The organism is Ectobacillus sp. OTK (genome assembly GCF_059698935.1).
This window is the reverse complement of the sequence record NZ_AP048547.1, coordinates 1,139,379-1,163,266: the sequence shown is the minus strand read 5'-3', so window position 1 is coordinate 1,163,266 and position 23,888 is coordinate 1,139,379. Positions and strand designations below refer to the sequence as shown.

Annotated in this window: 21 protein-coding genes; 8 read left to right on the top strand and 13 right to left on the bottom strand. The window is 41.9% G+C overall.

All coding sequences use genetic code 11. The features are described from left to right. Positions 1–88 precede the first annotated feature (88 nt). Positions 89–1,075, top strand: a complete 987-nt coding sequence (locus AC6HZ4_RS05760; protein WP_497494028.1) for a glycoside hydrolase family 43 protein — start codon at positions 89–91, stop codon at positions 1,073–1,075. A 299-nt stretch (positions 1,076–1,374) separates the two neighbouring features. Here the strand turns inward: AC6HZ4_RS05760 and AC6HZ4_RS05755 are convergent, their stop codons facing one another. From AC6HZ4_RS05755 to AC6HZ4_RS05720, 8 genes are all read right to left on the bottom strand, one after another. Further along, a complete protein-coding gene (locus tag AC6HZ4_RS05755; RefSeq protein ID WP_497494027.1) occupies positions 1,375–2,028 on the bottom strand; it encodes a YesL family protein in 654 nt (217 codons plus the stop codon). 36 nt (positions 2,029–2,064) lie between these two features. Beyond that, a complete protein-coding gene (locus AC6HZ4_RS05750) occupies positions 2,065–4,200 on the bottom strand; it encodes a glycoside hydrolase family 52 protein (protein ID WP_497494026.1) in 2,136 nt (711 codons plus the stop codon). Between the two features lie 40 nt (positions 4,201–4,240). Further along, positions 4,241–5,143, bottom strand: a complete 903-nt coding sequence (locus AC6HZ4_RS05745; protein ID WP_497494024.1) for a carbohydrate ABC transporter permease — start codon at positions 5,141–5,143, stop codon at positions 4,241–4,243. Between the two features lie 18 nt (positions 5,144–5,161). Next, positions 5,162–6,037, bottom strand: coding sequence for a carbohydrate ABC transporter permease (locus AC6HZ4_RS05740; RefSeq protein ID WP_497494023.1), 876 nt, complete (start codon positions 6,035–6,037; stop codon positions 5,162–5,164). 86 nt (positions 6,038–6,123) lie between these two features. Continuing rightward, positions 6,124–7,437: an extracellular solute-binding protein gene (locus AC6HZ4_RS05735; protein ID WP_497494022.1), complete on the bottom strand. Its 1,314-nt coding sequence runs from the start codon at positions 7,435–7,437 to the stop codon at positions 6,124–6,126. Positions 7,438–7,786: 349 nt separating this feature from the next. Continuing rightward, positions 7,787–8,575 (bottom strand): response regulator transcription factor, encoded by a 789-nt coding sequence (locus AC6HZ4_RS05730; protein ID WP_497494021.1) that lies wholly within the window; start codon positions 8,573–8,575, stop codon positions 7,787–7,789. Between the two features lie 5 nt (positions 8,576–8,580). Beyond that, positions 8,581–10,320 carry a sensor histidine kinase gene (locus AC6HZ4_RS05725; RefSeq protein ID WP_497494020.1) on the bottom strand — a complete coding sequence of 580 codons (1,740 nt, stop codon included), beginning with the start codon at positions 10,318–10,320 and terminating at the stop codon, positions 8,581–8,583. Positions 10,321–11,107: 787 nt separating this feature from the next. Further along, on the bottom strand, positions 11,108–12,010 hold the full coding sequence (locus tag AC6HZ4_RS05720; protein WP_497494019.1) for a fumarylacetoacetate hydrolase family protein: 903 nt from the start codon (positions 12,008–12,010) through the stop codon (positions 11,108–11,110). 253 nt (positions 12,011–12,263) lie between these two features. Between AC6HZ4_RS05720 and AC6HZ4_RS05715 the strand changes: the two genes are divergently transcribed. The 7 genes from AC6HZ4_RS05715 (at position 12,264) to AC6HZ4_RS05685 (ending at position 14,718) form a co-directional block, all read left to right on the top strand. Continuing rightward, positions 12,264–12,422: an aspartyl-phosphate phosphatase Spo0E family protein gene (locus tag AC6HZ4_RS05715; protein ID WP_497494018.1), complete on the top strand. Its 159-nt coding sequence runs from the start codon at positions 12,264–12,266 to the stop codon at positions 12,420–12,422. A 120-nt stretch (positions 12,423–12,542) separates the two neighbouring features. After that, on the top strand, positions 12,543–12,764 hold the full coding sequence (locus AC6HZ4_RS05710; protein WP_497494017.1) for a spore germination protein: 222 nt from the start codon (positions 12,543–12,545) through the stop codon (positions 12,762–12,764). Between the two features lie 198 nt (positions 12,765–12,962). Further along, the gene (locus AC6HZ4_RS05705; RefSeq protein WP_497494016.1) at positions 12,963–13,163 is read left to right on the top strand and encodes a spore germination protein GerPB; all 201 of its coding nucleotides are present in this window, start codon (positions 12,963–12,965) and stop codon (positions 13,161–13,163) included. Positions 13,164–13,208: 45 nt separating this feature from the next. Further along, positions 13,209–13,823, top strand: coding sequence for a spore germination protein GerPC (gerPC, locus tag AC6HZ4_RS05700; protein ID WP_497494015.1), 615 nt, complete (start codon positions 13,209–13,211; stop codon positions 13,821–13,823). Positions 13,824–13,829: 6 nt separating this feature from the next. Beyond that, on the top strand, positions 13,830–14,024 hold the full coding sequence (locus AC6HZ4_RS05695) for a spore germination protein GerPD (protein WP_497494014.1): 195 nt from the start codon (positions 13,830–13,832) through the stop codon (positions 14,022–14,024). 15 nt (positions 14,025–14,039) lie between these two features. After that, a complete protein-coding gene (locus AC6HZ4_RS05690) occupies positions 14,040–14,453 on the top strand; it encodes a spore germination protein GerPE (protein WP_497494012.1) in 414 nt (137 codons plus the stop codon). 49 nt (positions 14,454–14,502) lie between these two features. Next, positions 14,503–14,718, top strand: coding sequence for a spore germination protein (locus tag AC6HZ4_RS05685; protein ID WP_497494011.1), 216 nt, complete (start codon positions 14,503–14,505; stop codon positions 14,716–14,718). Positions 14,719–14,789: 71 nt separating this feature from the next. Here AC6HZ4_RS05685 and hlpB read toward each other — a convergent pair whose 3' ends face one another. The 5 genes from hlpB to AC6HZ4_RS05660 are packed head-to-tail and all read right to left on the bottom strand — an operon-like array spanning position 14,790 to position 23,615. Further along, positions 14,790–15,095: an HNH nuclease-like protein HlpB gene (gene hlpB / locus AC6HZ4_RS05680; protein WP_497494010.1), complete on the bottom strand. Its 306-nt coding sequence runs from the start codon at positions 15,093–15,095 to the stop codon at positions 14,790–14,792. A gap of 20 nt (positions 15,096–15,115) precedes the next feature. Then, positions 15,116–18,850, bottom strand: coding sequence for a helicase-exonuclease AddAB subunit AddA (gene addA / locus AC6HZ4_RS05675; protein ID WP_497494009.1), 3,735 nt, complete (start codon positions 18,848–18,850; stop codon positions 15,116–15,118). After that, positions 18,847–22,356: a helicase-exonuclease AddAB subunit AddB gene (gene addB, locus AC6HZ4_RS05670; protein WP_497494008.1), complete on the bottom strand. Its 3,510-nt coding sequence runs from the start codon at positions 22,354–22,356 to the stop codon at positions 18,847–18,849. The genes addA and addB overlap by 4 nt, the downstream gene beginning before the upstream one ends. Before the next feature lie 53 nt (positions 22,357–22,409). After that, a complete protein-coding gene (gene lepB, locus AC6HZ4_RS05665) occupies positions 22,410–22,964 on the bottom strand; it encodes a signal peptidase I (RefSeq protein ID WP_497494007.1) in 555 nt (184 codons plus the stop codon). Between the two features lie 51 nt (positions 22,965–23,015). Then, positions 23,016–23,615 (bottom strand): TVP38/TMEM64 family protein, encoded by a 600-nt coding sequence (locus AC6HZ4_RS05660; protein ID WP_497494006.1) that lies wholly within the window; start codon positions 23,613–23,615, stop codon positions 23,016–23,018. Positions 23,616–23,888 lie beyond the last annotated feature (273 nt).

The window sequence follows — 23,888 nt, the reverse complement described above, 5'->3', positions numbered from 1 at the left end:
GTTAGTTTATCGGGTATACAAAGTTATCTAACTTCTACTATACTAAATTTTTAAGTATCTATACTATTTAATGGAGAGACACAATACTATGGGAAAAAACTCAAAACCTAATGAACCTTTAGTTACACATATTTTTACAGCAGATCCTTCTGCACATGTCTTTGAAGGAAAGCTTTATATTTATCCTTCTCATGACCTTGATCATGATGGACCTTCAAATGATAATGGCGACCAATATGCAATGGAGGACTACCATGTTTTATCCATGGATGATGTAAACGCACCATGTGTAGACCACGGAGAAGTGCTTCACTTAAGAGATATTCCTTGGGCAAGTAAACAGCTTTGGGCACCCGACGCTGCTTACAAAAACAATACGTATTACTTATTTTTCCCGGCAAGAGATAAAGATGGTATTTTCAGGATTGGCGTTGCGACAAGCCCTAATCCTGCGGGACCTTTTACACCAGAGGAAAATTACATACCTGGTAGCTTCAGTATTGACCCAGCTGTGTTAGTGGATGATGATGATAGAGCATATGTTTACTTTGGCGGCCTTTGGGGAGGACAGTTGGAAAAATGGCAGACAGAAACATTTAACCCAGATGCTGAAGGTCCAGCTCCAACAGAGCCTGCTTTAGGGCCAAGAGTAGCTGAATTAAGCGACGATATGCTGACTTTTAAAAGTGAACCACAGGAAATCTCAATTGTTGATGAAAACGGCGATCCGATTCTTGCAAGTGACGAAGACCGAAGATATTTTGAAGGCCCATGGATTCATAAATACAATGGCCTCTACTATCTATCCTATTCTACGGGTACAACTCATAAGATTGTTTATGCTGTAAGTGAAAATCCACAGGGCCCATTTGTATTCAAAGGTACAATTCTTACTCCTGTAATCGGCTGGACCACACATCATTCGATTGTCCAATTTAAGGATAAGTGGTATTTGTTCTATCATGATTGCTCGTTATCAGATGGAGTGAACCATAAGCGTGCTGTGAAATACACTGAACTAAAGTATAATGAAGATGGAACTATTCAAACTATTGACCCTTATGGGGAAAAATAATTAGGTTGACGGCTGACTCTCATTAGTAGGGTCAGCTTTTTTCATAATCAATTACTTTATAATTCCTATATCGTGAATATCAAGGTATATTTAGTAAAATTGACCTCCACCTTCAAAGTGGATACTCAAAAGTTTACAAAAGCGATAGGAGGATACTATCACCCATCACGTGCTTGAAGTGGGGGCTTCTGTCGGACAATGATAAACTAAGGGAAAAATAAGTAATAAACAAAAAAGAGGGTGTCCCAAAAGGAAACGCATAGCGCTATCTTTTAGGACACCCTCCTTTTTATTTTGTTTCAATATTCAGCACTATCTTCATAACTAATTGTAGCTTTCGTTTGCAGCTTTTGAACCCGTTTAAAGCTATAGGCCCCGCCAGACATAAGGACGCATGAAATAGATACTGCACTAAAAAACGGGACTAATCCAGGCAGATACAATACCAAGAATACAGAAGCCGACAATCCTGCCAACATACAGAGTACCATGTGAGGGTTTAAAGTTCCCAATAAAAATGCGTATTTTAGATAATCAAACATCTTCAAATCGTAATGCACATATACCGGAAAGAAGAATAATAGAAGAATCAAGTAAAAGCACGCGATAATCAGCAGGAATATAGACATAGCAAGCTGGATTACCCCTTCTGTATTTAACAAAAACTGAAAATCTATATAAATCAGGGCACCTCCTACTGCCAATATGAATCCTAAAACATTCGATTTTCGGAATTCATTTTTATATGCAGCAAGGAACGTTCTCCAAATCGGTATGTCAATTTCCTTCATCAGCCACTTACGGACAATTGTAAATAAAGCCACAGTCGCCGGCATAAATCCAAATACAACCAATCCTGCTGCCGTAAAGAGAAACCATATTACATTGATATATGATAGTTTCATAATCCACTCACATACAGTGAATAGTTTTCCTACTGATTTTCCTAGCATGGATATCACCTCTTCTTACTTCCTTCCAGCTGCCTCTTAGATTGCAGACGTTCTTTCGTTTTCCTCAAGCCACAGGATGCTCGTTACACCACGCGGATAGTATTTACTTCCTGCAATTTGGCCTGATATAATTTGGTCACTCCAGCTCCAGACGGATAATTCAGGATGAGTCAGCCACTTTACATGAGCCGCGTCAGCTCTTGCCCCTTTTTCATCCCATTTCCAACCAAGGATCTTGCGAGCGATAAATTGACATAGGTAAATCTTGCTTAACCAAGAGTTGTTGCTTGTTGATGAAATTTTCCATCCACCATCCTCAAATAAGCAGATGCCTTCTGTAAGCACTGTTTCAAGATGATTCTTTAGCGCACCGATATAAGTGCCGAAGCGTCCAGTTTCATCTAGTGCTTCCTTGCAGTTTGTAAAGTACGGGAAGATAAGCCCCTCAATTGCGGGAATAATTTTTGAGTCATTGCCTTCTCCAATAACAGCTGGAATATACCCGCCTTCCGTCACATGCTCCACAATCGTTTTGGCACATTTTTCAGCTTGCTCTCCTGCTTCCTTAGAAAGGTTAGCTCTGTTATTTTCAGCAAACAGCTTTTCGAGCGCTACATAAGATGCCCAAATCTTCCCAGCGAGATAAATATTGTTTCTTGCCTGACCAAGTGATACATCGAGACTGTCATATGTCGTAATTTCTGCTCCGCCCATAACACGGGAGGAATCAAGACCCATAAGGCCATTACGCTTTTCAGACTGTGGATGATCTCGGTTCAGCATGCTTTCAAAGCAGCGCTCTACAATGTTCATGTTAGCTTTAAGCCACTCTGCATCTCCTGTCTGTTCCACGTAAACGGCTGCACACAAAATCCAGTTCACCAACTGCTCGTGCGTCATATGTGAAAAACATCCATCCAGCCCGTATAACTCATAAGATGAAAAATTAGGACGAGAAATCGTGTTTGCTACTCCCATATCATGGGTAAAACTAATACCTCCCGGATATTCAGTATCATCGCCAGGAAAACGAACCGTATCTTCATAGCTGAAACGTTTGACGAACATATCCAATTCATTTTTAACGGTCCATGGATTCATCTTTAACTCAAAGAAGAGCTGATCAACAGTCAGGTCGAAGGTGTTCATCATTCGATATTCGCCTTCATTTACTACCCAAAACGGCTCCCCTTCATAATCCAGCATCTGTGTTGAGCCGTAGTAGCTGCGGATTGAATGGATTAACATAAACTTTTGATCATCGGATAAATGGTCAGCCCCATTTACCAGCTCATTTACCTTCTTAGAGCGTTCTGTTATAGAATCGAAATTTTCAAGCGCATAAGCCGCTACTGACTCAATATTCTGGAAATAGCGTGTATAATAATAGGATGTATCCATACCAGCCGTTACCAGACCACCTCTGTAAAAACAAACAGCGAACTGGTAGGTTCTACACTCACCTGCAGGTACATCCATAATAAGTGTGCCTAATGGTCCCAAACCAAACGTCCAGTTTTCTTCCTGAGGAGTAGTGAGTACATTTTCAATGCTGAAATGCATGGCGGACTTTACATCAGGATCTTTAGATACAATTGCCGTAATTCTTCCCTGCCCTACACCGGCAAAGCCATCCATCGTATCATCTAGTCTCCGCATGGAGCTATATGGATCACTTCCATGGTAGCCAAAGAAAGCACGGCGGCTCTTTGTTCCATTGGTATTGTCAACTGTAAGCTCAGCTAGCACAGCCGGCATCAATACCCTCTTCAATTCAGCTTCATCAGCCTTGGCTGGGTCTGGTACAGATTCAACCTGGGAATAAATCGTAAATGTCAAATCCCCAGCTTTCCATGTATCTGTCCCCAGCTGAAAGTCGCGTATTACGTTTTCCTTTGAAAAGGGGAAGATGATCTTTGGCTTATCAGGATTCGGATCCATGTTCTCGATGTCGTATCTTTTGCTTTCATCATCATCCGGGGAAGTAAAGAACGGAAATGCTTCATACGTTCCTTCCTTTTCTAAAGATTCTGCCCCAATATAAACATTCTGCCGTGGTGAGCGCCCAAGTTCTAGATCAAGCCCCCCTCCTGCTCCAGGAAAGCCTAGTGTAAAGCTTGAAAACGCTCCGATTGGTGAATGATGTGCATTAAAAAACATATTTTTGCCCATTTTTTCTCCTACTTCCTTACCATCAATTTTTAACTATAAATCATCCTTTTACAGATCCAGATGCAATTCCTTCCACAATACGGTTGCTCAGAACAAAGAACGCGATTAAAATTGGCAGGATGCTGATAACTAGTGTGGCGCCGATTGCTCCCCAATCTGTTGTGTACTGTCCAATAAAGTTTTGGATGCCGACTGTTAATGTTTTAAACGAATCGGAACTGATGAATGTATTAACGAACACAAACTCATTCCAGTTGTAAATCATGTTAATAATAGCTGCCGTAGCAATTACCGGCGAGGTCATAGGCAGTGTGATTTTAAAGAAGATATGATGAATGGATGCCCCGTCCATAACAGCTGCTTCCTCTACTTCACGAGGCAAGGCTTCGTAAAAGCCCAATAGAATCATGATTGTAATTGGAAGATTAAAAGCAGTGTAAGACAAGATGACAGACAAAGGACTATCGATCAACTTGAATTGCGTGAATGTGCTGAACAAAGGAATCAGTGTTGAATGCACGGGAATCATTAACCCAACCATAAATAATCCAAGCGCCAATTTACTGCCCTTCCAGTTCATTCTCGTAATAGCGAAAGTAACCATGCTTGCTAGTACAACTGTCAAAATGACAGCAGTAACTGTATAAACAACACTATTCATGAAATACTGGCTGATGTTCCCTTCCGTCCATACCTTTGCATAGTTCTCCCATTTTGGATGTTCTGGCAGAGCGAACGGGGACATATTAAACACTTCCTGGTTATTCTTCAATGAGAAAAGGAATAGCCAGATAATCGGAAATATTTGAAAAACAGCCACGATAATGAGAAACAGATATAGAATTCCATAGGCTGTACGATTCCAGAGTGAATGAGTGTTGAGACTGCTTTGCTTCTCAGTCAAAATAACCGGAGATGCATTTTTTCTAACAGGATTATTCATCTAAAAGCCTCCTCTCTATTAATACACATTTTCATCCGCTGCAGTAAACTTGCGAATAATCCAAGTGACAACAAGACAGATTACGAGCAGGAAGAAGCCGATCGCGCTTCCGTATCCAAAATCAAACTCTTTAAATGCTCGATGATACATGTAGGATGCCATAACTTCACTTGATCCGTTTGGCCCTCCATCTGTCATAACATAAATCAGGTCGAAATATTTCAACGAACCAACAACTGCAAGTACAATCGTTACTTTTATTACATTCATGATTAAAGGAAGCTTGATTTTCATTGCAACCTGCCATGGTGTTGCACCGTCAATTCTGGCAGCTTCCAGCAAGGACTCAGGAATGTTTTTCAATGCTGCATAATAGATCAGGATATAAAACCCTGCGTATTGCCAAATAATTGGGACGATAATGGCATATAGTGCAAGCTTAGGCTCTGCCAGCCAAGATGGCGGATTTTCGACTCCTAGAGAAACAAGAACAGTATTTAAAATACCATTGCTCGGATGATAGATTTTAAGCCAAAGCTGTGCAATGGCAACTGAAGCCAGCAGCATCGGAATCAAATAAATTTTTCTAAGCAAATCGGCACCTTTGATCTTGCCTGCTAAAATAATGGAAATGAGTAGATAGCCAATCAAACTAATTATCGAAAATAAGGCTAACAAAAAGGAATGGTATGCAGTTTTCCAAAATGTCGCATCTTGGATAAGAGCCGTATAATTCTCAAGACCGATAAATTCCTTCGCCCCAACCCCATTCCACTTCGTCATTCCAAAATACCCCGTTTGTACAATTGGCACATAAATCAAGGCAAGAACCAGGAATAATGCCGGTGCGATATAGAGAGCAATCACTTTTTTATTAGACATAACTTTATCCACTACATGTCACTCCTTCCGAACAAGAAAAGTAGGAAAGGACATATCGATCATATCTGCTATGTCCTTTTCCGAAAGTTTGGGATGCTTTATTTCCCTTCTTCCTTCTTCAGCGCATCCTCATGCTTTTTAGCAAAGTCGCTTGGTTTCACTTCCCCGCCAAACAACGATTGAATAAGATTTAAGTGAGTTTCCGCTACAGAAGCACTCATTTGGACATCCGCAAACAATGTAAGATTGCTTGCCTTATTTAATTCGTTCAACACATCAACGTATAGCTGCGGTAACTGAACCTTTGTCGTATCTACCTTTGTCGCTGGAATTACACCCGCTTTTTCAACGGACTGTTCTCCCCACTTTTCAACAAAGAACTTAACAAATTCTTTTGCTTCATCTTTTACTTTTGAGTTTTCAGCAACGAATAATCCTACACCAGGTCCGCCAACCCAGCTGTTAATATCACCTTTTCCTCCCTCAACAGTAGGGAATTTAAAGAATCCAACATTATCACGGAAATCCTTCGGAATTTCTTCATTTGTTGTAAAGTTTGGCAGCTCCCATGTTCCCATTAAGTACATAGCAGCCTTTCCATTTAAGAATTCAGATTTTCCTTCGTCATTAGAAAGACCATTAAAGCCCTTGTTGAATGCATTTTCTTTTACTAGCTTTTGAACTTCATCAGCAGCAGAAACAAGTGCTGGATCTTCGAAAGAACCAGAGCGGTTAATCGCCTTGTTTAATACCTCTGATCCACCGATTCTGTCAGCCAAGTACATATACCATAATGAACCTGTCCATCTGTCCTTGTTTCCAAGCGCGATTGGTGCAACGCCATTCTTTTCAAGTGTTTGTACTACGTTTTGGAACTCGCTATATGTTTTCGGTACTTCTAAATTGTATTTTTCAAAAATTTGTTTGTTGTAATAAATTGGTGCAATGTTTAATTCAAGTGGTAATCCGTATGTTTTTCCATCAGTCGCGTAAGCTTCAGTTGTACCTTTTATGAAAGAATCCTTTAGACCGTCATTTAGAACATCATCAAGCGATGCAAATAGCTTACCTTCTACGAATGGCTTCATATAGCCTGCCGCCCAAGTAAATCCTACATCCGGCAGTTCATTTGAGGAAGAAAGAACCTTGATTTTGTTTTTGTATTGCTCATTCTCAAGAACTTCTACTTCAACTTTCACATCTTTGTGCTCCGCCTCAAACTGCTTAATGATATCGGTTACAATCATGTTTTGCTGTTTGGAGCTTCCCTGAGGCCAAAGGTGCATGAATTTTATCGTTTTCTTGGAACCGCTTTCTCCAGAGGTCTCTTTTGAATTGCCTGAACAGCCTGTGAGCACAACTGTAAGCAGTAACATACAGGCCAACAACATTGTATGCGCTTTCTTAAACATTTCCAATCCCCCTACTTATGTTTTGTTTTACAATTACATTCTAGCATCGAAAAAAAGAAGCGGTAAGATAACTACGATTGGGAAAAATGCCACTATTTTTAGTTGATTGTATACGCTTTCTTTTATATTTCCAACTCCCCCTTACTTATGTTTTGCTTTACAATTACATCCTAGCATCGAAAAAAAGAAGCAGTAAGATAACTACCATTGGGGAAAATGCTACTATTTTTAGTTGATTGTATACGCTTTCTTCCGCATGCTTCTCTACTTATTTTTGTTTTATAATTAACTGCTAGTATCACAAAAAAAAGCGGTTAGATAACCGCAATTGGAAAAAATGCCACTATTTTTAGATAGCTGAATCCTCCAGTTCCTCCATCTTTCTGTATTTGCTAGGTGTAATCCCTTCATATTCTTTAAATAGTTTGATAAAATATTTAGCTGTCTGATAGCCCGCCTCCTGTGCAATTTCTTCTATTGATAGATTGGTAGTCAGCAATAGCTTTTTAGCTGTCTGCAGCCTTTTTCTCGTTAAATATTCACTAAATGTTAAGCGGGTCTGCTCTTTAAATAATACACTAAAATAGCTTGGGTTTAAATGAACCTCACTTGCTACGTCCTTTAAGCTAATCTGTCGGCTTAGATTGTTATTCACATATTGAAGAGCTTCCCTGATAGAAGCTTTGGAAGTTTGGCCGCTTTCAATATTAAGAAGCTTTTGATCTGCCACCTTTTCTATATAACCTGCCTTTTCGATGCTTGCTTCCGTTGCCAATGCTTGTTCTACAGCTTCAATCAGCTTTTGTTTGCTTACGGGCTTGAGTAAATAATTAATCACCCCCAGGCGAATTGCTTCCTGGGCATATTCAAAATCGGGATATCCAGAAACAATAATAACCACAGGCTTATTACCTTTCTCCTTTACCGTTTTTAACATTGCCAATCCGGTCATCTCAGGCATATTTACGTCTGTAATCAGCAGATGAACCTTTGTTTTTTGGAATACCTCTAAAGCTTCGCCGCCATCTGCAGCACTAAGCACTTCATATCTGCCTTGCGACCATCTCTCTAGTGTCTTTTTCAAGCCTTGCCTAGTAACCTGTTCATCATCAACGATTAAAATTGTTTTAGTATTCATACAAATCAAGCTCCTTCGCTAGGTATCTCGAATGTTACTTGTGTACCTTTGCCTCGTTCACTCTTCACCGTTAGGGCAGCTACATTTTGGTCTTTATAAAACAAGCTGATCCTTTGATTCACATTAGCTAGTCCTATCCCTGTCCCTTTAGACGAGGCGACACTGCCTCTTTTGATGGATTCATTTATAGCACGGAGAGTTTCTTGATCAATCCCAACTCCATTATCGCTTACGGTTATAACTAAATTTGGAGAATTTTCTGCTTTTTTGACTTTTATAGACACTGAACCCCGCTTCCGCTGGTTCCCTATCCCGTGCAAAATCGCATTTTCTACCAGCGGCTGAATGATTAGTTTGGGGATTTTCGTATCCAGGCAATCATCCGGTGCCGACACATCCCAAAGCAGCCTGTCGCCCATCCGCATTTTCATAATCTGTAAATACCGTTCAATATGCTCAAGTGCGTCCCGAAGCGTTACCTGATCCTTGTCCGTTTTGCCAATAGTATAACGGAAAAACTCTGACATCGTGATTACCTGCTCTGCAAGTTCTTCCTCTCCTTTGTCTTCTAAGGACCAGTAAAGAGCATTCAAAGTGTTATACAGAAAATGCGGATCAATCTGGGCCTGTAACGCCTTCAGCTCTGCACGGCTGCGAAGCAATTCTTTTTCGTACACCTGCTGAATTAAATGATTTGTATTTTCTACCATCTGGTTGTACGTATCATTTAAGGCAATAATTTCATTAATTGACGAAATATGTGGATTCGGTTTTAACTCGTCCATCTTGGCATTTTTCATCGTATTGGTCAGTTTAATAATGGGCCGAGTAATTATCGTTGATAGAAGTATAGAAGATATCAGAAAAATAATAAAGCCAATAGCACCTGAAATCAGGATAGATGTGCGAACGACTGATACCCCTTCCATCAAAAGACTCATAGGTTCAAGAATGACGAGAGTCCAGCCCGTTACATCAGATTTCTCTTTTACAATTAAATATTTCGTCTGATTTATCACAACATTTTTTGTACCTTCTTTTAAAATTTGTTGTGTATTTCCCTCATAATTTGAGGTTATCGCACTGTAATCCCGGTCTAACAACATCATATATTCCTTTACTTTATTATCCATACTGTTATCGTTCACTTGAAAGTAACCATTATTAATCCGAACCAGTAAATAGCCACCGCCTGAAAAAGAGCGGTCCATTAAGGTTACTTTGCGGATAGCAAACGAATACTCCCGATCACCCGGGTCATTCCCAATCCATACAAGCCTGCCCTTTTCCTGATTTGCCTTCTGTATCCACATCCAGTCTACCTTTTCAAAAATATTCGTATTGTCAGATGGATATATCCTTTCCCCATTAATAGTGTATAAGTTGAATGAAGAAATTGCGTTGGAATAAGCATGAAAATTGTTAATCACCCTAAGTAGCGACTCCCTCTGCGGCACACTCACGCTCTTCCCATCCACGACATCAGTCAGTAATTGTTGAACCGTATTATTTGTAGCTACCTGATTTGTTAATGTGTCAATTTGTTTATAAAGCGTTTCCATTCTACCATTCGCTTCAACAGCTGTTTGCTGCATTTGCTTTTCTGCATTGTTTCTCATCAGAGACCCAAGTTGATTGAATATTAAAATACCCACAATCGACAGAACTATCACCATTACGAACAAATAAATTGCCAATATTTGGTTACGAAGTGTATTATACTTTCTAAATCTTGCCCCTAACATAACGATCACCCATCCCGGAAGTAAGTTATTTCAGATTGTCAGATTCTACAAGTTATGATGGTTCTCTGGAATGAGATTTTATAAGCATATTGGTTTATAAGGAACCAAGCCCTTACTTCCGTTAATTGAAAAACGTGCTGGAGCATGACCATCTCCAACACATTTTTTCCTTTACATTATTAATCGATATTTTATACTATCGTAATTGATAAAACACTCAGAAACTTTTTACATTTTCTAGGAACTTTAAATATTTTTATATCCAGTTTTGGTTTAAGTTGCAACATTGTAATGGTCTTATGTAAGAACATTTCTATAGAAAATGAAAAAGAATAATTTTTTGTACTGCTTCACTAACCTCAAGAAAAGACTTTGCTGTGTAGAACATACGGGATTCTGTGAACTAATAATAACATCGATACCTTTGTTTGTCCATCAGATTAACTAAGTAAACCGTAATAAAACACCTTCTCATATGAAGGGAATATTTTCTACAGCCTCTTTTTATCTGCATGCTTTCTCATCTACCAACATTGATAGAAAAGATGAAATTGAAAAATTATCGAGACGAGTATGTCATAATATGAGTAGAAGAGTTAGTTCCATAAGCTTACATTTTACGTGCAGGGGAAGCCTCCATATAGTTTTGATTTTATCGAAGAAAAGCTGCGTCCGTATTATTGTAGGACAATGTTACAAAAATCAAACAAAGCTGTGTTGTACAACCGACGTAAACATTTGGTTTCTCGTCATTCTGAAAAAACGGCGGCTCATGGCCGCCGTTTGTTTATTTAACCGTATTACGAAGGGTGCCGATGCCTTCGACTGTAACTTCAACGACATCTCCCTTTTTCAAAAAGCCCGGTTCCTTCATCCCCTTGGCAACTCCTGCTGGTGTCCCCGTTGCGATAATATCTCCTGGTTCTAACGTCATCCCTTGACTTAAGGTAGAAATAATAGTTGGAATATCAAAAATCATATTCGATGTATCAGACGATTGACGTACTTCACCATTTACCTTTGTCTCAATTTCTAAACAGCTTGGCCGGCCAATTGCTGATGCATGAACAAGAAACGGTCCCATTGGACAAAATGTATCGAAGCTTTTGCCAAGGAAAAACTGCTTATGGCGACTTTGGATATCGCGTGCTGTAATATCATTAATAATCGTGTATCCGAATACATAATCAAATGCATTCTCTGGAGAAATACCTTTTCCTTTTTTACCGATTACAACAGCAAGCTCTCCTTCATAATCTAATTCATTCGTCACGTTTGGATAGCTGTGTATGAGTTCATCCTGGCCAATGACAGTCGTAGGTGCTTTTGTAAAAAAGATTAAATGCTCAGGGATATCTTCCTCCCCGCCCATCTCCATTACATGCTCACTATAGTTTTTCCCAACACAAATCACATTTTTTCGCGGCCTTGGAATCGGTGCAAGCAGCTTCACATCAGATATTGGATATAAACCAGGCGCATGCTCCCGCTCTCTCGCCCATCTCACAACATCCGATACTTGCTGCAAGAACAGCTCTCCCTGCTCCATGCACTCGATCATTGTAATAGGAATTGTCACCCTTCCTATCATCGCTTTCTGTGCCTCACGCAGGTGTAAAATGGATGCAGATTGCTCATCCACAATACCAACAAATATCTTTTCTTCCCTCTTTGCAGTTACGAACTTCATCCCTTCACACCCCATCTAAAACTTTACCACACATTACATTCGGAACAGATCCGGAAAATCCCTTCCTCCTTCGGCGAAAAATTACAAACTTCAACTTTTTCCCTATGTTGATATTACAATACACTGGAGGAAAGTGTAGAATTACCTCTTCTTTTATCGAAACCATTTCTTTTTTATTATAGTTTTGTATAATATGAGTTACATACAGATTGTGGAAGTTGTTTAAAACTGATAGAGAGACGGAGCAGAGTGTATGTTCGAACAAGCAATTGAAAAGAAACGAGAAGAAATGAAGTATTTTGTACAAAGATACGGAATTACCGCAAAGAAAACGGTACATTGCAGCCAAGAGCTGGACAAGCTATTGAACATACTTCTGTTTTTGCAATGCAGCCGCAAATTGAAGAACTAACAGATACAGGACACGCCGCCATTAGGTGTGTCTTTTTGTTTGCTAAAAAAATTTTAGACACATTCTTGGATAAATGTCCATACAATAAGCATAAGAATCTGTAAGAAGGGTGTTTTTTTCATGCCTGCCATCGTAGGACACATCAACATTGTAAATATTGGGTCCAGCGGCGTCTTTCATATCGGCGATGTCTTTGCGATTCGGCCCATTAGCTATGCAAGAACGTTTGCAGGAGCAGGATCATTTAATGTCGGGGAAACAGTAGCCGTTTATAATTACCAAAACTCCACGAATGTGAACGATCAGGATATTGTAGATCAACCTATATCATTGACTTATTAAGCGAGATCCGAAAGCGGTTAATGTACAAAACACGCAGTCCGGTGAAGTATAATCTCAGAAGTATTCCTTATGTTCCTCACCAAAAAAGGAACTTTTCCCTGTCTAGTAAGAACTCTAACTATGAATAGAGCAGATCGAGAAAACTAGACAGACTCTAGAATCCTATACATCCTTATTTCTTAAAGGAAGGTGAGCTACTTGAACTTATATGTAAATCAGAGCATTATCATTCATAATCTTCGGGTAGGGAGCATTACCACCTCTTCGGTGTTTCAAATCGGAAGTACCGGAACGATTAAGGCGCTATCTAAGTTCTCTAATACAGGTGCATTTACAGAGCCTGCACGTCCGTTAAAAGCAAGGGGACAAATCATTTCATCTACTCCTAAAAACACCTAGTTTAAATTATAATCCTTCCCTCCCGCCGTAAAGGAGGCTATGAGCATGACACAAGATTGGTTTACTTACTTACAACAGCTGCATAACACCATTCAATCACAGCAGCAGCAAATCCAGCAGCTCCAGGAAGCAGTTCAAAGGCTGACAACGGAGCTAGAGAGCTTCAAACGCAACCCACCGCAGTCAATAGGAAAAGTTGAATATAAATTTGATCAATTAAAGGTTGAAAATTTAAATGGAACTTTAAACATTGGACTTAACCCATTTAATAGCAGCGGGCAAGCAATTGAAGATTTCGAAGTAGATACAGAAACATTAAAGGTGAATCCGGAAACGCAGGTAAATCCAGACTTCTATCAGGATATTCTGCAGCAAGTCACACGTTACTTAAATGAGGATGCCTACAATCGTATTATTGAAATGGAAACGGAACAACGCACTGCTCTTGACGATACATATCGTCAAATGATGATTGATGATATTCAAAAACAAATGGAGCATCGCTTACCTTACTATCTCTCTCAGGTAGAACCATATCCCGAAATTACCTCCAATCCAGAATATATGAAGGAGATTATTGTCCAAAATATGAAGCAAGACATTGATAAAGCATTTCTCGCCTTTATTCAGCATATGCCCCATCATATCCGAAAGGAGTAGTAAAGAATGAACTTTACCGTTGTGAATCATGAAATCAAAGTCGGGCGCATTAAAATGACCGGGGTATCGAGCGCTGGATTATTTCTTATTGGAGATGCCAATTTCTTAATTATGTCCTCCATCTTGGATACACCTCCGGAATCACTCGTGTCTGGACCATTCGTTCCTCTTGTTTTTGACGTTCCAACTACTCCAGCATAAGAAGGAGAAAATACTATGCTTCGTCACATTTCCGTTGTTGGCCAACTAAATATTATTACGATGGGGATCAGCGGCGTTATACAAATTGGTGATTCCAATATGCTGCGGGCGAGAAACCGAGCCATTTTAGTACAGCGCGAACAGCCTCTTTTTTTAGCAAGAGAAGGTCAGTTTGAGGGATATGAGGTGTTCAGAGATACAGAGATTACTATTCCAACACGACAAACATCCGTACGCATGCAGGTTACAAATGTCAATCCCTTTATATCCGTAGATTTTATTAAAATAGCAAGCATAGAGAATACCGGAACCTTTCATATTGGCTCCATTGACTATGTGTTTAATAATTCACGCATTTTGCAAATCCGACAATTTATTTCAGAGGATCCGTTTCAAGAAACACCTTCTGAGCGTTCTCCCATACCTTAAATAATAGGAACCTGGTTATTATAAGCAAAAAGAGGCTGGTGAATAAAAAATGCCTTCTTTCGTAGGCAATGTAGTAGTACAAAACAGCAATGGCTCCTTTAATTTAGGAGACTTTTATAATGTTTCCCCAAAAGAAAACGCAAAAGCATTTAACGGATCAGGTGCATCCAACGTTGGCTTTGTTGTAAACACATTTAACGGCATAAATGCCACTAATACATTCGATCCAGATATAAACGATCAAAATCAGGTAGGCAATGCATAGAAAAACAGACTTACACACAGTGCCAAAAAAACTGCCGCCCATTCTTTTACCAAAAGCAAAAAGGAAGGCAGCTACCTTCCTTTTTGCTTTCTTTCATTTGATTTTCGTATACGCACTTGCCTGGTAGCTGGCTGCTTTCGAATCCATTTTAAAAATGCCGAAATTTTCTCATCATCCTGTAAAGATGCAATGGTATTCAAGCGGATGGCAAGCTCCGCATTCGTATACAGCGCGTGAATTTGCTTATGACAAGCTGTACATATATTCGCCGCCCTGAGAAAGGTTCCGCCGAGCTCCTTCGGTATTAAATGATGCACCGTGAGATCCAGACCGTCCCTGCCGCACAGCTCACATATTCCGGTCAGCCTTTTTCCCATTGTGCTCACTCGCTTATTTCTTACTGTATTTCCAGTATGTGACTGCCATCAAAAAAGTATAAATATTTTTCCTTTACACGCTTTCCGTAGCTCTTCTCAAGCGCTTGACTGTACATTTCGAGCTGCAAGCGATAGCGATTTTCCAGAACAGGTCTTGCCTGCTCAAATCCGCCAGGGAAACGCTCTGAAATACTATCAGTTTTAAAGTCAATTAAAACAATACCGTCTTCCTCCTCAATGAGACAGTCAATGACCCCTTGTACAAGAACAAATTCTTCGTCCTGTCCATTCCAATCCTGATAGGCAGACGATGCTGGAATCATCATCGTAAACGGAACCTCGCGTTCTGCCCGCTCCGCCTGCATCGCCCGCTTTCCTAGCTGTGTTTGGAAAAATACTGCAATGTCTTCAGGTATAATACTTTCCGCCTGCTCGTACGTTAACAGTTCCTTATTCACCATGTCAGCAAGCTGCTCCTGAATGCTTAACTCAGTAACTGGCTTTGTCCAATCTACATGCTGCATCACTGCGTGAACAGCAGTTCCGCGCTCCGCTGCTGTGAGGCCCTTTCGCTCCATAAAACGCGGGCGCTTCTCAATCGGGGAACGGAAACCAGATACAAAAGCTGTACCGCTTTCCTCATCCGATTGATAATTGCGCTTAATCTCAGAAACAGACTGCTTGGCGCGATGCATTGTCGCAGCCTCAAAGCTATACTGCCATGTGAGGAGCTGCGTCACCTCATCCTTTTTCTCCGTTTCAACAGGCGCTGTCCGCTGCTCATATAAAGCTTGCACCAGCTCCTGCTTTTCCTCCTGCAGCTGCTGCTCTTCCCGAAGCTCTGCCGCTTCAACCTGCCTCATCACCCAACTCGCAGGGTATTCATAGATTTCTGCCGGTATGGACGTATCTAACGCCTCCTCAAGAGATGCGCTCCCTTTATGTCTCATTAACGCGGGACCAAGCCAATCCATGTAAGAGGCAGCCTGTGCCCTCATATAATCAGGCAATAACCATTCATTGTGATCCCGAGCCTCCGTCCATCTTGAAAGAGCAGCATTTGCATCCTTCACTGCTCCGATTAAAATAAGCTTTTCCTTTGCACGTGTTAAAGCAACATAGAGAACACGCATTTCTTCTGCAATAAGCTCCATTTTCATCTTCCGTTTTATCGCAAGCTGCGAAATCGTTGTGTACTTAATGCGCTTTTGCGGATCGATAAATGGAGAACCGAAGCCTAGATCCTTATGAAGCAAAAACTTTTTATTTAGGTCCTGCATATTAAAACGCCGTCCTAAGCCGGCAACAAAAACAACTGGAAACTCAAGACCCTTGCTTTTATGAATCGTCATAATGCGTACAACGTCCTCCTGCTCGCCGAGTGCTCGCGCCGTTCCCATGTCATCACCGCGTTCTAGGATACGCTCAATAAACCGAAGAAAGCGGAATAATCCACGAAACGACGTAGCTTCATATTGCCGTGCCCTGTCATACAGTACACGCAAATTAGCCTGACGCTGCTTTCCGCCCGGAAGGCCGCTAACAAAATCATAATAGCCTGTTTCACGATATACCTTCCAAATCAGATCCGAGAGCGGTTGCTGCGTCGCAAAGCTGCGCCAACGCTGTACGCTGTTAAAAAATGAGGTCAGCTTTTTGCGAAGCGCAGCATTCCCATTCGGCTCCGATTGCAAGAAAGTACGCATCGCTTGATAAAAGGAGCCCTTCTTCGCATGAATACGCAAAATAGCTAGTTCCTCGTCTGTTACCCCGACAATAGGAGAGCGAAGAACGGCTGCAAGCGGAATATCCTGCGCCGGATTGTCGATGATGCGAAGCACATTTAGCATAACGCTTACTTCCGTTGCCTCAAAGTATCCGCTGGAAAGCTCAGCATATACAGGAATACCTGAACGTTTGAATTCCTCTGTCATTTGCGGAGCAGTTGTCATAGAGCGAAGCAAAATAACAAAATCACGATATGAAACGGGACGCATCGCATTGTGCTTTCGATCATACACCTCATAACCAGAGCTCACCATCTCTTTTATTCTCGTTGCAATCAAACGAGCCTCCATTTGCGCCGCTTCTAAATCCATTAGCTCCTCGGCATCTGTCTCTTCTTCTGCAGCGGTTTCCTTCGTATTTTGATTTAAAATAATGAATTCAGCTGCGGTATCTGCTCCTTCTGGATAGGCTGCGCCCAGCTTCAATTCAGCGTCTTCGTCGTAGTCAAGATCGCCAACAGCTTCACCCATAATTTGCTTAAACACAAAATTTGTTCCGTCCAGCACCTCGGAACGGCTGCGGAAGTTTTTTGCTAAATCAATACGCATGCCGCCATCTATACCGTCCGGCGTAAAGCGTCTGTATTTCCCAAGAAACAAACCTGGTTCTGCAAGACGAAAACGGTACACAGATTGTTTTACATCTCCAACCATAAACAAGTTGCCAGCCTCTTCTGTTTCCTTCGTTACCAGCCGTAAAATCGACTCTTGTACGAAGTTGACATCCTGGTACTCATCGATAAGCACCTCTGCAAACTTATCGCGATATTGCAGCGCCACAGCGGACGGCTTCAGCTCTTCTGCAGCTGTATCCTCCGCTAAAATCGCAAGACAAAGATGCTCCAAATCCGTAAAATCAACCATGCTTTTCTCACGCTTCACTGCTTGAAAACGAACAGAAAATTCCTTTACAAGGCGAATGAGCGTCTGCAACACCTGGTGCATATGAGATAAATCCTTTACATAGTTCTCCGGCAAGCGGCTAAACAGCTCCTCCTTCAGTTTGCCAATGTCATCCTTTACTTTTTTACGCAGCTTGTCCACTTTCTCAATTAAATCTTCGTCGTAGTCAGCCTTTTTAATACGCTTAAATGTTTTCCATTCAATCTCCTGACAAGCACTGTACAGCGCTTGCCAGGAGGTATGGGCCGCCTCTAACAGTTTCTCGAGCAGACTGAGGTCGCTCTCAAGCGCTTCTACCTTCGGTGCAGGACCATCAGGCAGCTGAGAAAATCGAATGGCTTTTTGCGTATATTGCTTTGCACCCTCAAGCCGGAGCTTTACATCCTGAAGCAGATACTGCGTATATGGTAAATCATCAATGCTTTTGCCTTCCACATCATAAAGCGCAACAAGCTTATCCAACCACTTCTCTGGGTTTGGATGCGCCCCAGCTTCGGTATAAAGCTTTAAAATCATATCCTGCAAATCACTATCGCTTCTATCCCCTGTATAGCGATCCACTAAATCGAAAAACGCTTCATTTCCATCTAGACCGTATTCTTCCTCGAGGATATCATTAATAATCTCTTCCTTTAGCAGCTCAATTTCCGTTTCATTGGCAATCCGAAAGCTTGGATCAATATCAAGCATATAGTAATAGTTTCGAATCACCTGCAAGCAAAAGGAATGGATCGTAGAGATCGATGCGCGGCTGAGCAGGCTAAGCTGCTTGCGTAAATGCTGTGACGCGGGATCATTCATCAGTTCCTTGTCAAGCGCCTCACCAATTCGATTTTTCATCTCCTGCGCTGAGGCATTTGTGAACGTCACAACGAGCAAACGATCCACATCAATTGGATTGTCGGGAGAAATAATTTTTCGAATAATGCGCTCTACGAGAACAGCCGTTTTTCCCGATCCAGCAGCTGCTGCAACGAGAATATCACGACCGCTCGCAGCAATTGCCTTCCACTGTTCATCTGTCCACTGGCTATTAGGCGGCTTTGATAGGATAGAATCTATCATTCTGGTTCAACCTCCTCTCGCATTTTTTGTAATGCTTCGGTCTCTTTAATAGGTCTTAACACCCTATATTGATTATCTCCGAGCGCTTCATCAAATTGACAAACCGCCTTAAATTGACAAAACGTACAAGCTGTTTTGTTGTTCATTTTATAAGGTGCAATATCAATTGTTCCTTCGGCGATACGTGTTCCCGTGCTCTCAAACGTACGGCGTACATAGGAGCGCAGCACACGAAAGTCCTCTTCACTAGCTATAGACGAATGGGATGTAAACCCGCCGCCTTTTTTAAAGCCTGCGGATATAATATGGGACGAACCTGCTTCCTCTAAGTTTTTATCCATCAGCGTTACAATATCGGTATCCCCAAGCAAAAGCCCCTTCATTTTAAACTTCTTCATCATTTCCTGCTCAATCTCTGCCTCTGATAAGGAACGCTTTAAATCAATAAGCGGGTTATGAATATGGAAGTACAATACGCCAGCAGGCGAGGCCTGTTCTCCTTTTCCAACCCACTTGCTGGCATTTTCAACTACAACATCCAAATAGGTAAGCATTTGCAGCGCTAGACCATAATACACCTCTGTTACGTCAAGAGCTTTTGCACTTGACTTATAGTCAATAATCCGCAAAAATGTTCCCTTTTCATGCTTGGCTTTATCGACACGATCAATGCGGCCAACAACCTTCATTTTCGTTCCGCTAGGGAGCTCAAATTGAAGCGGCGGCAGTGCCTCCTCTCCAATGCCGAACGGCACCTCAAGCCCAACTGGCACAAACCCGCTCGCTTTTGCATGCTCACTTAAAATAAGAGAGGTGCGGAATAAAATATGCTGCAGCTTCCGCTTGAGGTAATGATGGCGATTAGAGCTTAATAAAATTTCCTTTTGCAGCAGCGGCGCAAGCTCTTCCATCGCATCCGCTGCTAAATACTCACATCCGCGTCTATCTAGATCCTGCCAAGTCTTATTCTCCTTTTCCAGCTTATCAGCAATATACTTTAAAGCCGCATGGAATAATTGCCCAATGTCAGGTGCATCGAGTTTAAAAATGTCGCGCTCCCTTAATAACAAGCCGTGCTGGATAAAATGCGCATAGGAGCAACGCTGAAATAGCTCAATACGCGATACGCTTCCTTGCAGCGTTTCACCGTATAGCTCCCGGCTTACATACTCCTTTAGCTTATTCGCTTTATTTTCATAGAACAGGCTGCTGAGTACACGCTTGCTTCTCTCACTCCAAGCTGGTGACATGATGTAAAAATTGTACACGTCCCACCAAAATGACAGATTGCTTTCGTAGCCGTACCGCTTCCAATGCTGCAGCTGCTGCGTTAAGTACGATAGTGTAACCGACGGCGTTGTAACAAACGAAAGCTGGTTCTCTAGCGGTAAATCGTTCACATCATTCGTTATAAACACTTCCTGCGCAAGCGGAAACATTCCTTTTAGCCTTTTGAACAACGACGACGGCAGCAATGTTTTCCCTTCTTCATCCGCTAGCGGGCAGCATACGTATAGCCTCTCAGATGCTCTCGTAAGTGTACGATACAATACAAACTGCTCCTCTAGCAGCTTTTGACGGCTCGTTGCTGCAAGCTCGACACCTGCTGTAAGCAGCATCTCCCGCTCTTCGTCTGATATAACGCCCTCATCGCTTGGTGCTGATGGAATCACACCTTCATTTGCTCCGATGACAAATACAGCGCGTACATCGGCTAAACGGGAACGATCGATATTTGCGACGAGCACCTGGTCAAGAGATGGCGGGATGTTTGCAAACTGCAGCGACTCTAATCCTGATGTAATAACCTTAATGAACAGATCACGGGACAGCTTTTCTTCCCCGATCATTTCCACACATTTATCAAGCAAATCGATAACCTCTTGCCATACTTGGTCATGGTCATTCGCAAACAGAAGATTCCCTTCCTCTTCCTCCTTCAGCCGAAGCTCCTCCAGCTTTTTCGGAATCTTTAGCTCATCTAAGAATAAATACAGCGCTTCGCACATTTGCATTGCTGTTTTTGCACGCTTTAACCGATTTTGCAGCTGAAGAAGCGGTCTTGCAATTAACGTGCGCAGCTCGTTCAGCTTCTCCTCCATCTCACGTTCACTGTCCGTTTGCTTCTCTGTATAATGTTCAAGAGAACGGTAGCGGCGATACGTCCAGCGCTCAGATGATGTCCACTTCTTCCCTTGTATACCGTATGAAAGGCAATAATTTTCAAACTCGTCCATTTCCTCACGCAGCTTGTCCTTTTCCTGTCCCACCGGGTACAACAGCTCCGTTTTCACGCAGCGAAATATCGCATCGTACCGCCAGTTTCCGCTTATTACCTCAAGCGCTGAACGAATGAGCTCAATAAGCGGATGATGCAGCATAGACCGTTTCTCATCAATAAAATAGGGAATACTGTAATCCGGGAAAATCGTTTTTAGTACATCGTAGTAGCTATGACCATTTCGTACCATAACAGCTATGTCTCGATAGCGATAACCGTGCTCGCGAACGAGACGGCGAATTTCTCTTGCAATAGCTTCTGCTTCCGCACGACGGTTGGCAGCTGAGTATAATGAAATGTCTGGCTCCTGTCCGAAATACCTATAAGGCCGCGTATCAAAATGCTTCTCTAGATGGGCTAAAGACTCACTTTTTCTAAAGCGCTTTTGCTCCTTTAGCAGCACGTGCTTCTGCACTGCAATTCCAGCTTCCTTTGCCATGCGCACAAGCTTCTCATAGGAGCCGCTTGATGGATAAAACAAATCTAATTCCTGCATTCCTCCGCTTGGCGCGTTCTCCATTGTTAATGCAACCGTCACCTCAGCTCCTGAAAGCAATAAATGCTTTACCACATTCACTTCCTGGGGTGTAAACGTGTGAAAGCCATCTATATACACAAGCGCATCCTTCACATAGCGGGAATACGGAATTTTCTCCGCAAGAAGCTGCAAGTAATCCTCACTGTCTAAATAGCGGCCAACAAGCGACCTTTCAAAGTCTTCGTATAGTAACTGCAGATCATGCAGCTTATTAGCTAGCAATATTTCCTGTGCTTTTTTGCTTTTGTTATCTGCCTCCTGCCAAATTGCGTACAGCTGAGAAGGATTTACGTTATGACGCTTCAATTCGCTAATCATCCTGCTTAGCTGCTCTAGAAAGCCAGTTTGTTCACTTGCTTTTTGAAACACTGTCAGCTCTTGTTTTCTTGCCTCAACAATTTTACGAAGCAGCATTTGCACGCCAGCTCCGTCAATATGCAGACGGCTTGCTCCTCCCGCCTCCTGCAGCACCTTCCATGCCAAACGAGAAAAACTGAACACCTGAGCGCGTACAGAGCCGCTTATACCTTGATGAAGCGCAACTTGCGCCTGAAAGCTCATCTGCTCCGGCACAATATATAAAATTGTACGGCCGCGTGCTGACGCGCGCAGCTCCTGACGAATCTCCTCCAGGCACAGCTCGCTTTTACCGCTGCCTGCCCGTCCGAGAATAAAACGAAGTGACATACTACCCCCACCCTTCACGAAAAAGAAGGTAACTCAAATTTGAATTACCCCCTTTAAAATGCTGTGCTTACCTCATTAATTGGCCAATACCGTAAATCAACCTTCCCAACGATTTGCTCTATTTTTACAAATCCAAAATAGCGGCTGTCCCAGCTCCTTAAACGATTATCTCCTAGCAAAAACACACTGTCCTTTGGAACTGTCCTTCTGCCCGTCACTTCCTCTAAAGTGAAATCATCGGTCAAGCGCCGGCCAATCATTTGCGCTTTAAAAGCATCTAAATACGGCTCTTTCGTAAGCTGGCCATTTATATATAGTCTATCACGTATATACTCAATTGTGTCACCTGGAAGCCCTATAATCCGCTTAACATAATCTTCCTTTTCGTTCGCATGAAATACAACGACGTCAAACCGATGCAATTCTCCTACCTGATACCCAACCTTATTAATGACAATCATGTTTCCGTCCTGAAGCGTCGGCATCATCGACTTCCCTTCCACCACATAGGTCGAAAAGAAAAAGATTCGGAAACATAAAGCCAAAATAATGCCGATTCCAATTGTTTGGATCCATTGGACACCTTCTTGCTTCCATGCTTGCTTCATGACACTCCCTCATTTCTTCCGTGTATATAGGGCTATCTATTAACATGAAGATTATTTCTTTCCGAGTTCCAGCCTCACTTCAACCTTTTTTCCGACATACCAAAGAAGAAAAATAATCGAGGCAGCAACTGCTGTTTTCAAAGGTTTTTGCACAAATGAAAGCAAATCATAGCCAACATAGCTAATAATAAAAATCATAACGACCTTTCCAAGCAAAAGCGCCAGAGCAAACTGCTTTTGGCTGATTCTTGATAAACCTGCCACCACATTGATTAAGGCAGACGGCGAGAACGGGAGACAAAACAAGACAAAAATGGGACCAAAACCTCTTCTCTCAATCCAGAGCATCGATCGCCGTACCTTCGGATGATCGTTTAAAAATGTAAAAAAACGATGTCGGCCAAATTTCCGAACGATTGCAAAGAGAAGAAGCGATCCAATACAAGAACCGAGCCAAGAATAAAAGAAGCCGGCCCAGAGTCCGTACGCCGCCGCGTTTGCCAGCACGAACGCAACAAGCGGCAATACTGGTATAAATGCCTCAACAGTCGGAAGAAGAATACCTGCAAGCGGACCAAAATCCCGATAGCTTTCGAGCAGCCGCTCCATATGTTCCAATGTGAAATACTCCTTGATTGTATGTATGTCCATGTAAATAACGTTGCTCCTTCATCTCATACTTTCTTGTATTGTATCACTATTCTTCCGTTTTTCTAAACTCCGCAGCTTGCTTCCTTTTTCTATTTCCATATAGTCTGCGCAATTCCTTTTCATTTGCGAAAGAAACAGACGAGTCGATAAAGAAAGCTCGCCGATTAGCGAGCCTTTAGGCAAAGGTAGAGGCGTATGTTACACTTACCACTTTATTCTTAAAATTTCCCACTGCGTTGAATCAGATTCTAGCTGGAAATTTATATTTTCCTA

Excerpts from the sequence above, each read along its gene's own strand:
- AC6HZ4_RS05695 (WP_497494014.1), top strand. The coding sequence starts at position 13,830 with ATGAACTTTACCGTTGTGAATCATGAAATCAAAGTCGGGCGCATTAAA.
- AC6HZ4_RS05725 (WP_497494020.1), bottom strand. The coding sequence starts at position 10,320 with ATGTTAGGGGCAAGATTTAGAAAGTATAATACACTTCGTAACCAAATA.
- AC6HZ4_RS05685 (WP_497494011.1), top strand. The coding sequence starts at position 14,503 with ATGCCTTCTTTCGTAGGCAATGTAGTAGTACAAAACAGCAATGGCTCC.
- lepB (WP_497494007.1), bottom strand. The coding sequence starts at position 22,964 with ATGAAGCAAGCATGGAAGCAAGAAGGTGTCCAATGGATCCAAACAATT.
- gerPC (WP_497494015.1), top strand. The coding sequence starts at position 13,209 with ATGACACAAGATTGGTTTACTTACTTACAACAGCTGCATAACACCATT.
- AC6HZ4_RS05730 (WP_497494021.1), bottom strand. The coding sequence starts at position 8,575 with ATGAATACTAAAACAATTTTAATCGTTGATGATGAACAGGTTACTAGG.
- AC6HZ4_RS05710 (WP_497494017.1), top strand. The coding sequence starts at position 12,543 with ATGCCTGCCATCGTAGGACACATCAACATTGTAAATATTGGGTCCAGC.
- AC6HZ4_RS05755 (WP_497494027.1), bottom strand. The coding sequence starts at position 2,028 with ATGCTAGGAAAATCAGTAGGAAAACTATTCACTGTATGTGAGTGGATT.
- addB (WP_497494008.1), bottom strand. The coding sequence starts at position 22,356 with ATGTCACTTCGTTTTATTCTCGGACGGGCAGGCAGCGGTAAAAGCGAG.
- AC6HZ4_RS05745 (WP_497494024.1), bottom strand. The coding sequence starts at position 5,143 with ATGAATAATCCTGTTAGAAAAAATGCATCTCCGGTTATTTTGACTGAG.
- hlpB (WP_497494010.1), bottom strand. The coding sequence starts at position 15,095 with ATGGGAAAAAGGCTGACCGGAATATGTGAGCTGTGCGGCAGGGACGGT.
- AC6HZ4_RS05715 (WP_497494018.1), top strand. The coding sequence starts at position 12,264 with ATGTTCGAACAAGCAATTGAAAAGAAACGAGAAGAAATGAAGTATTTT.
- AC6HZ4_RS05750 (WP_497494026.1), bottom strand. The coding sequence starts at position 4,200 with ATGGGCAAAAATATGTTTTTTAATGCACATCATTCACCAATCGGAGCG.
- addA (WP_497494009.1), bottom strand. The coding sequence starts at position 18,850 with ATGATAGATTCTATCCTATCAAAGCCGCCTAATAGCCAGTGGACAGAT.
- AC6HZ4_RS05760 (WP_497494028.1), top strand. The coding sequence starts at position 89 with ATGGGAAAAAACTCAAAACCTAATGAACCTTTAGTTACACATATTTTT.
- AC6HZ4_RS05660 (WP_497494006.1), bottom strand. The coding sequence starts at position 23,615 with ATGGACATACATACAATCAAGGAGTATTTCACATTGGAACATATGGAG.
- AC6HZ4_RS05690 (WP_497494012.1), top strand. The coding sequence starts at position 14,040 with ATGCTTCGTCACATTTCCGTTGTTGGCCAACTAAATATTATTACGATG.
- AC6HZ4_RS05735 (WP_497494022.1), bottom strand. The coding sequence starts at position 7,437 with ATGTTTAAGAAAGCGCATACAATGTTGTTGGCCTGTATGTTACTGCTT.
- AC6HZ4_RS05720 (WP_497494019.1), bottom strand. The coding sequence starts at position 12,010 with ATGAAGTTCGTAACTGCAAAGAGGGAAGAAAAGATATTTGTTGGTATT.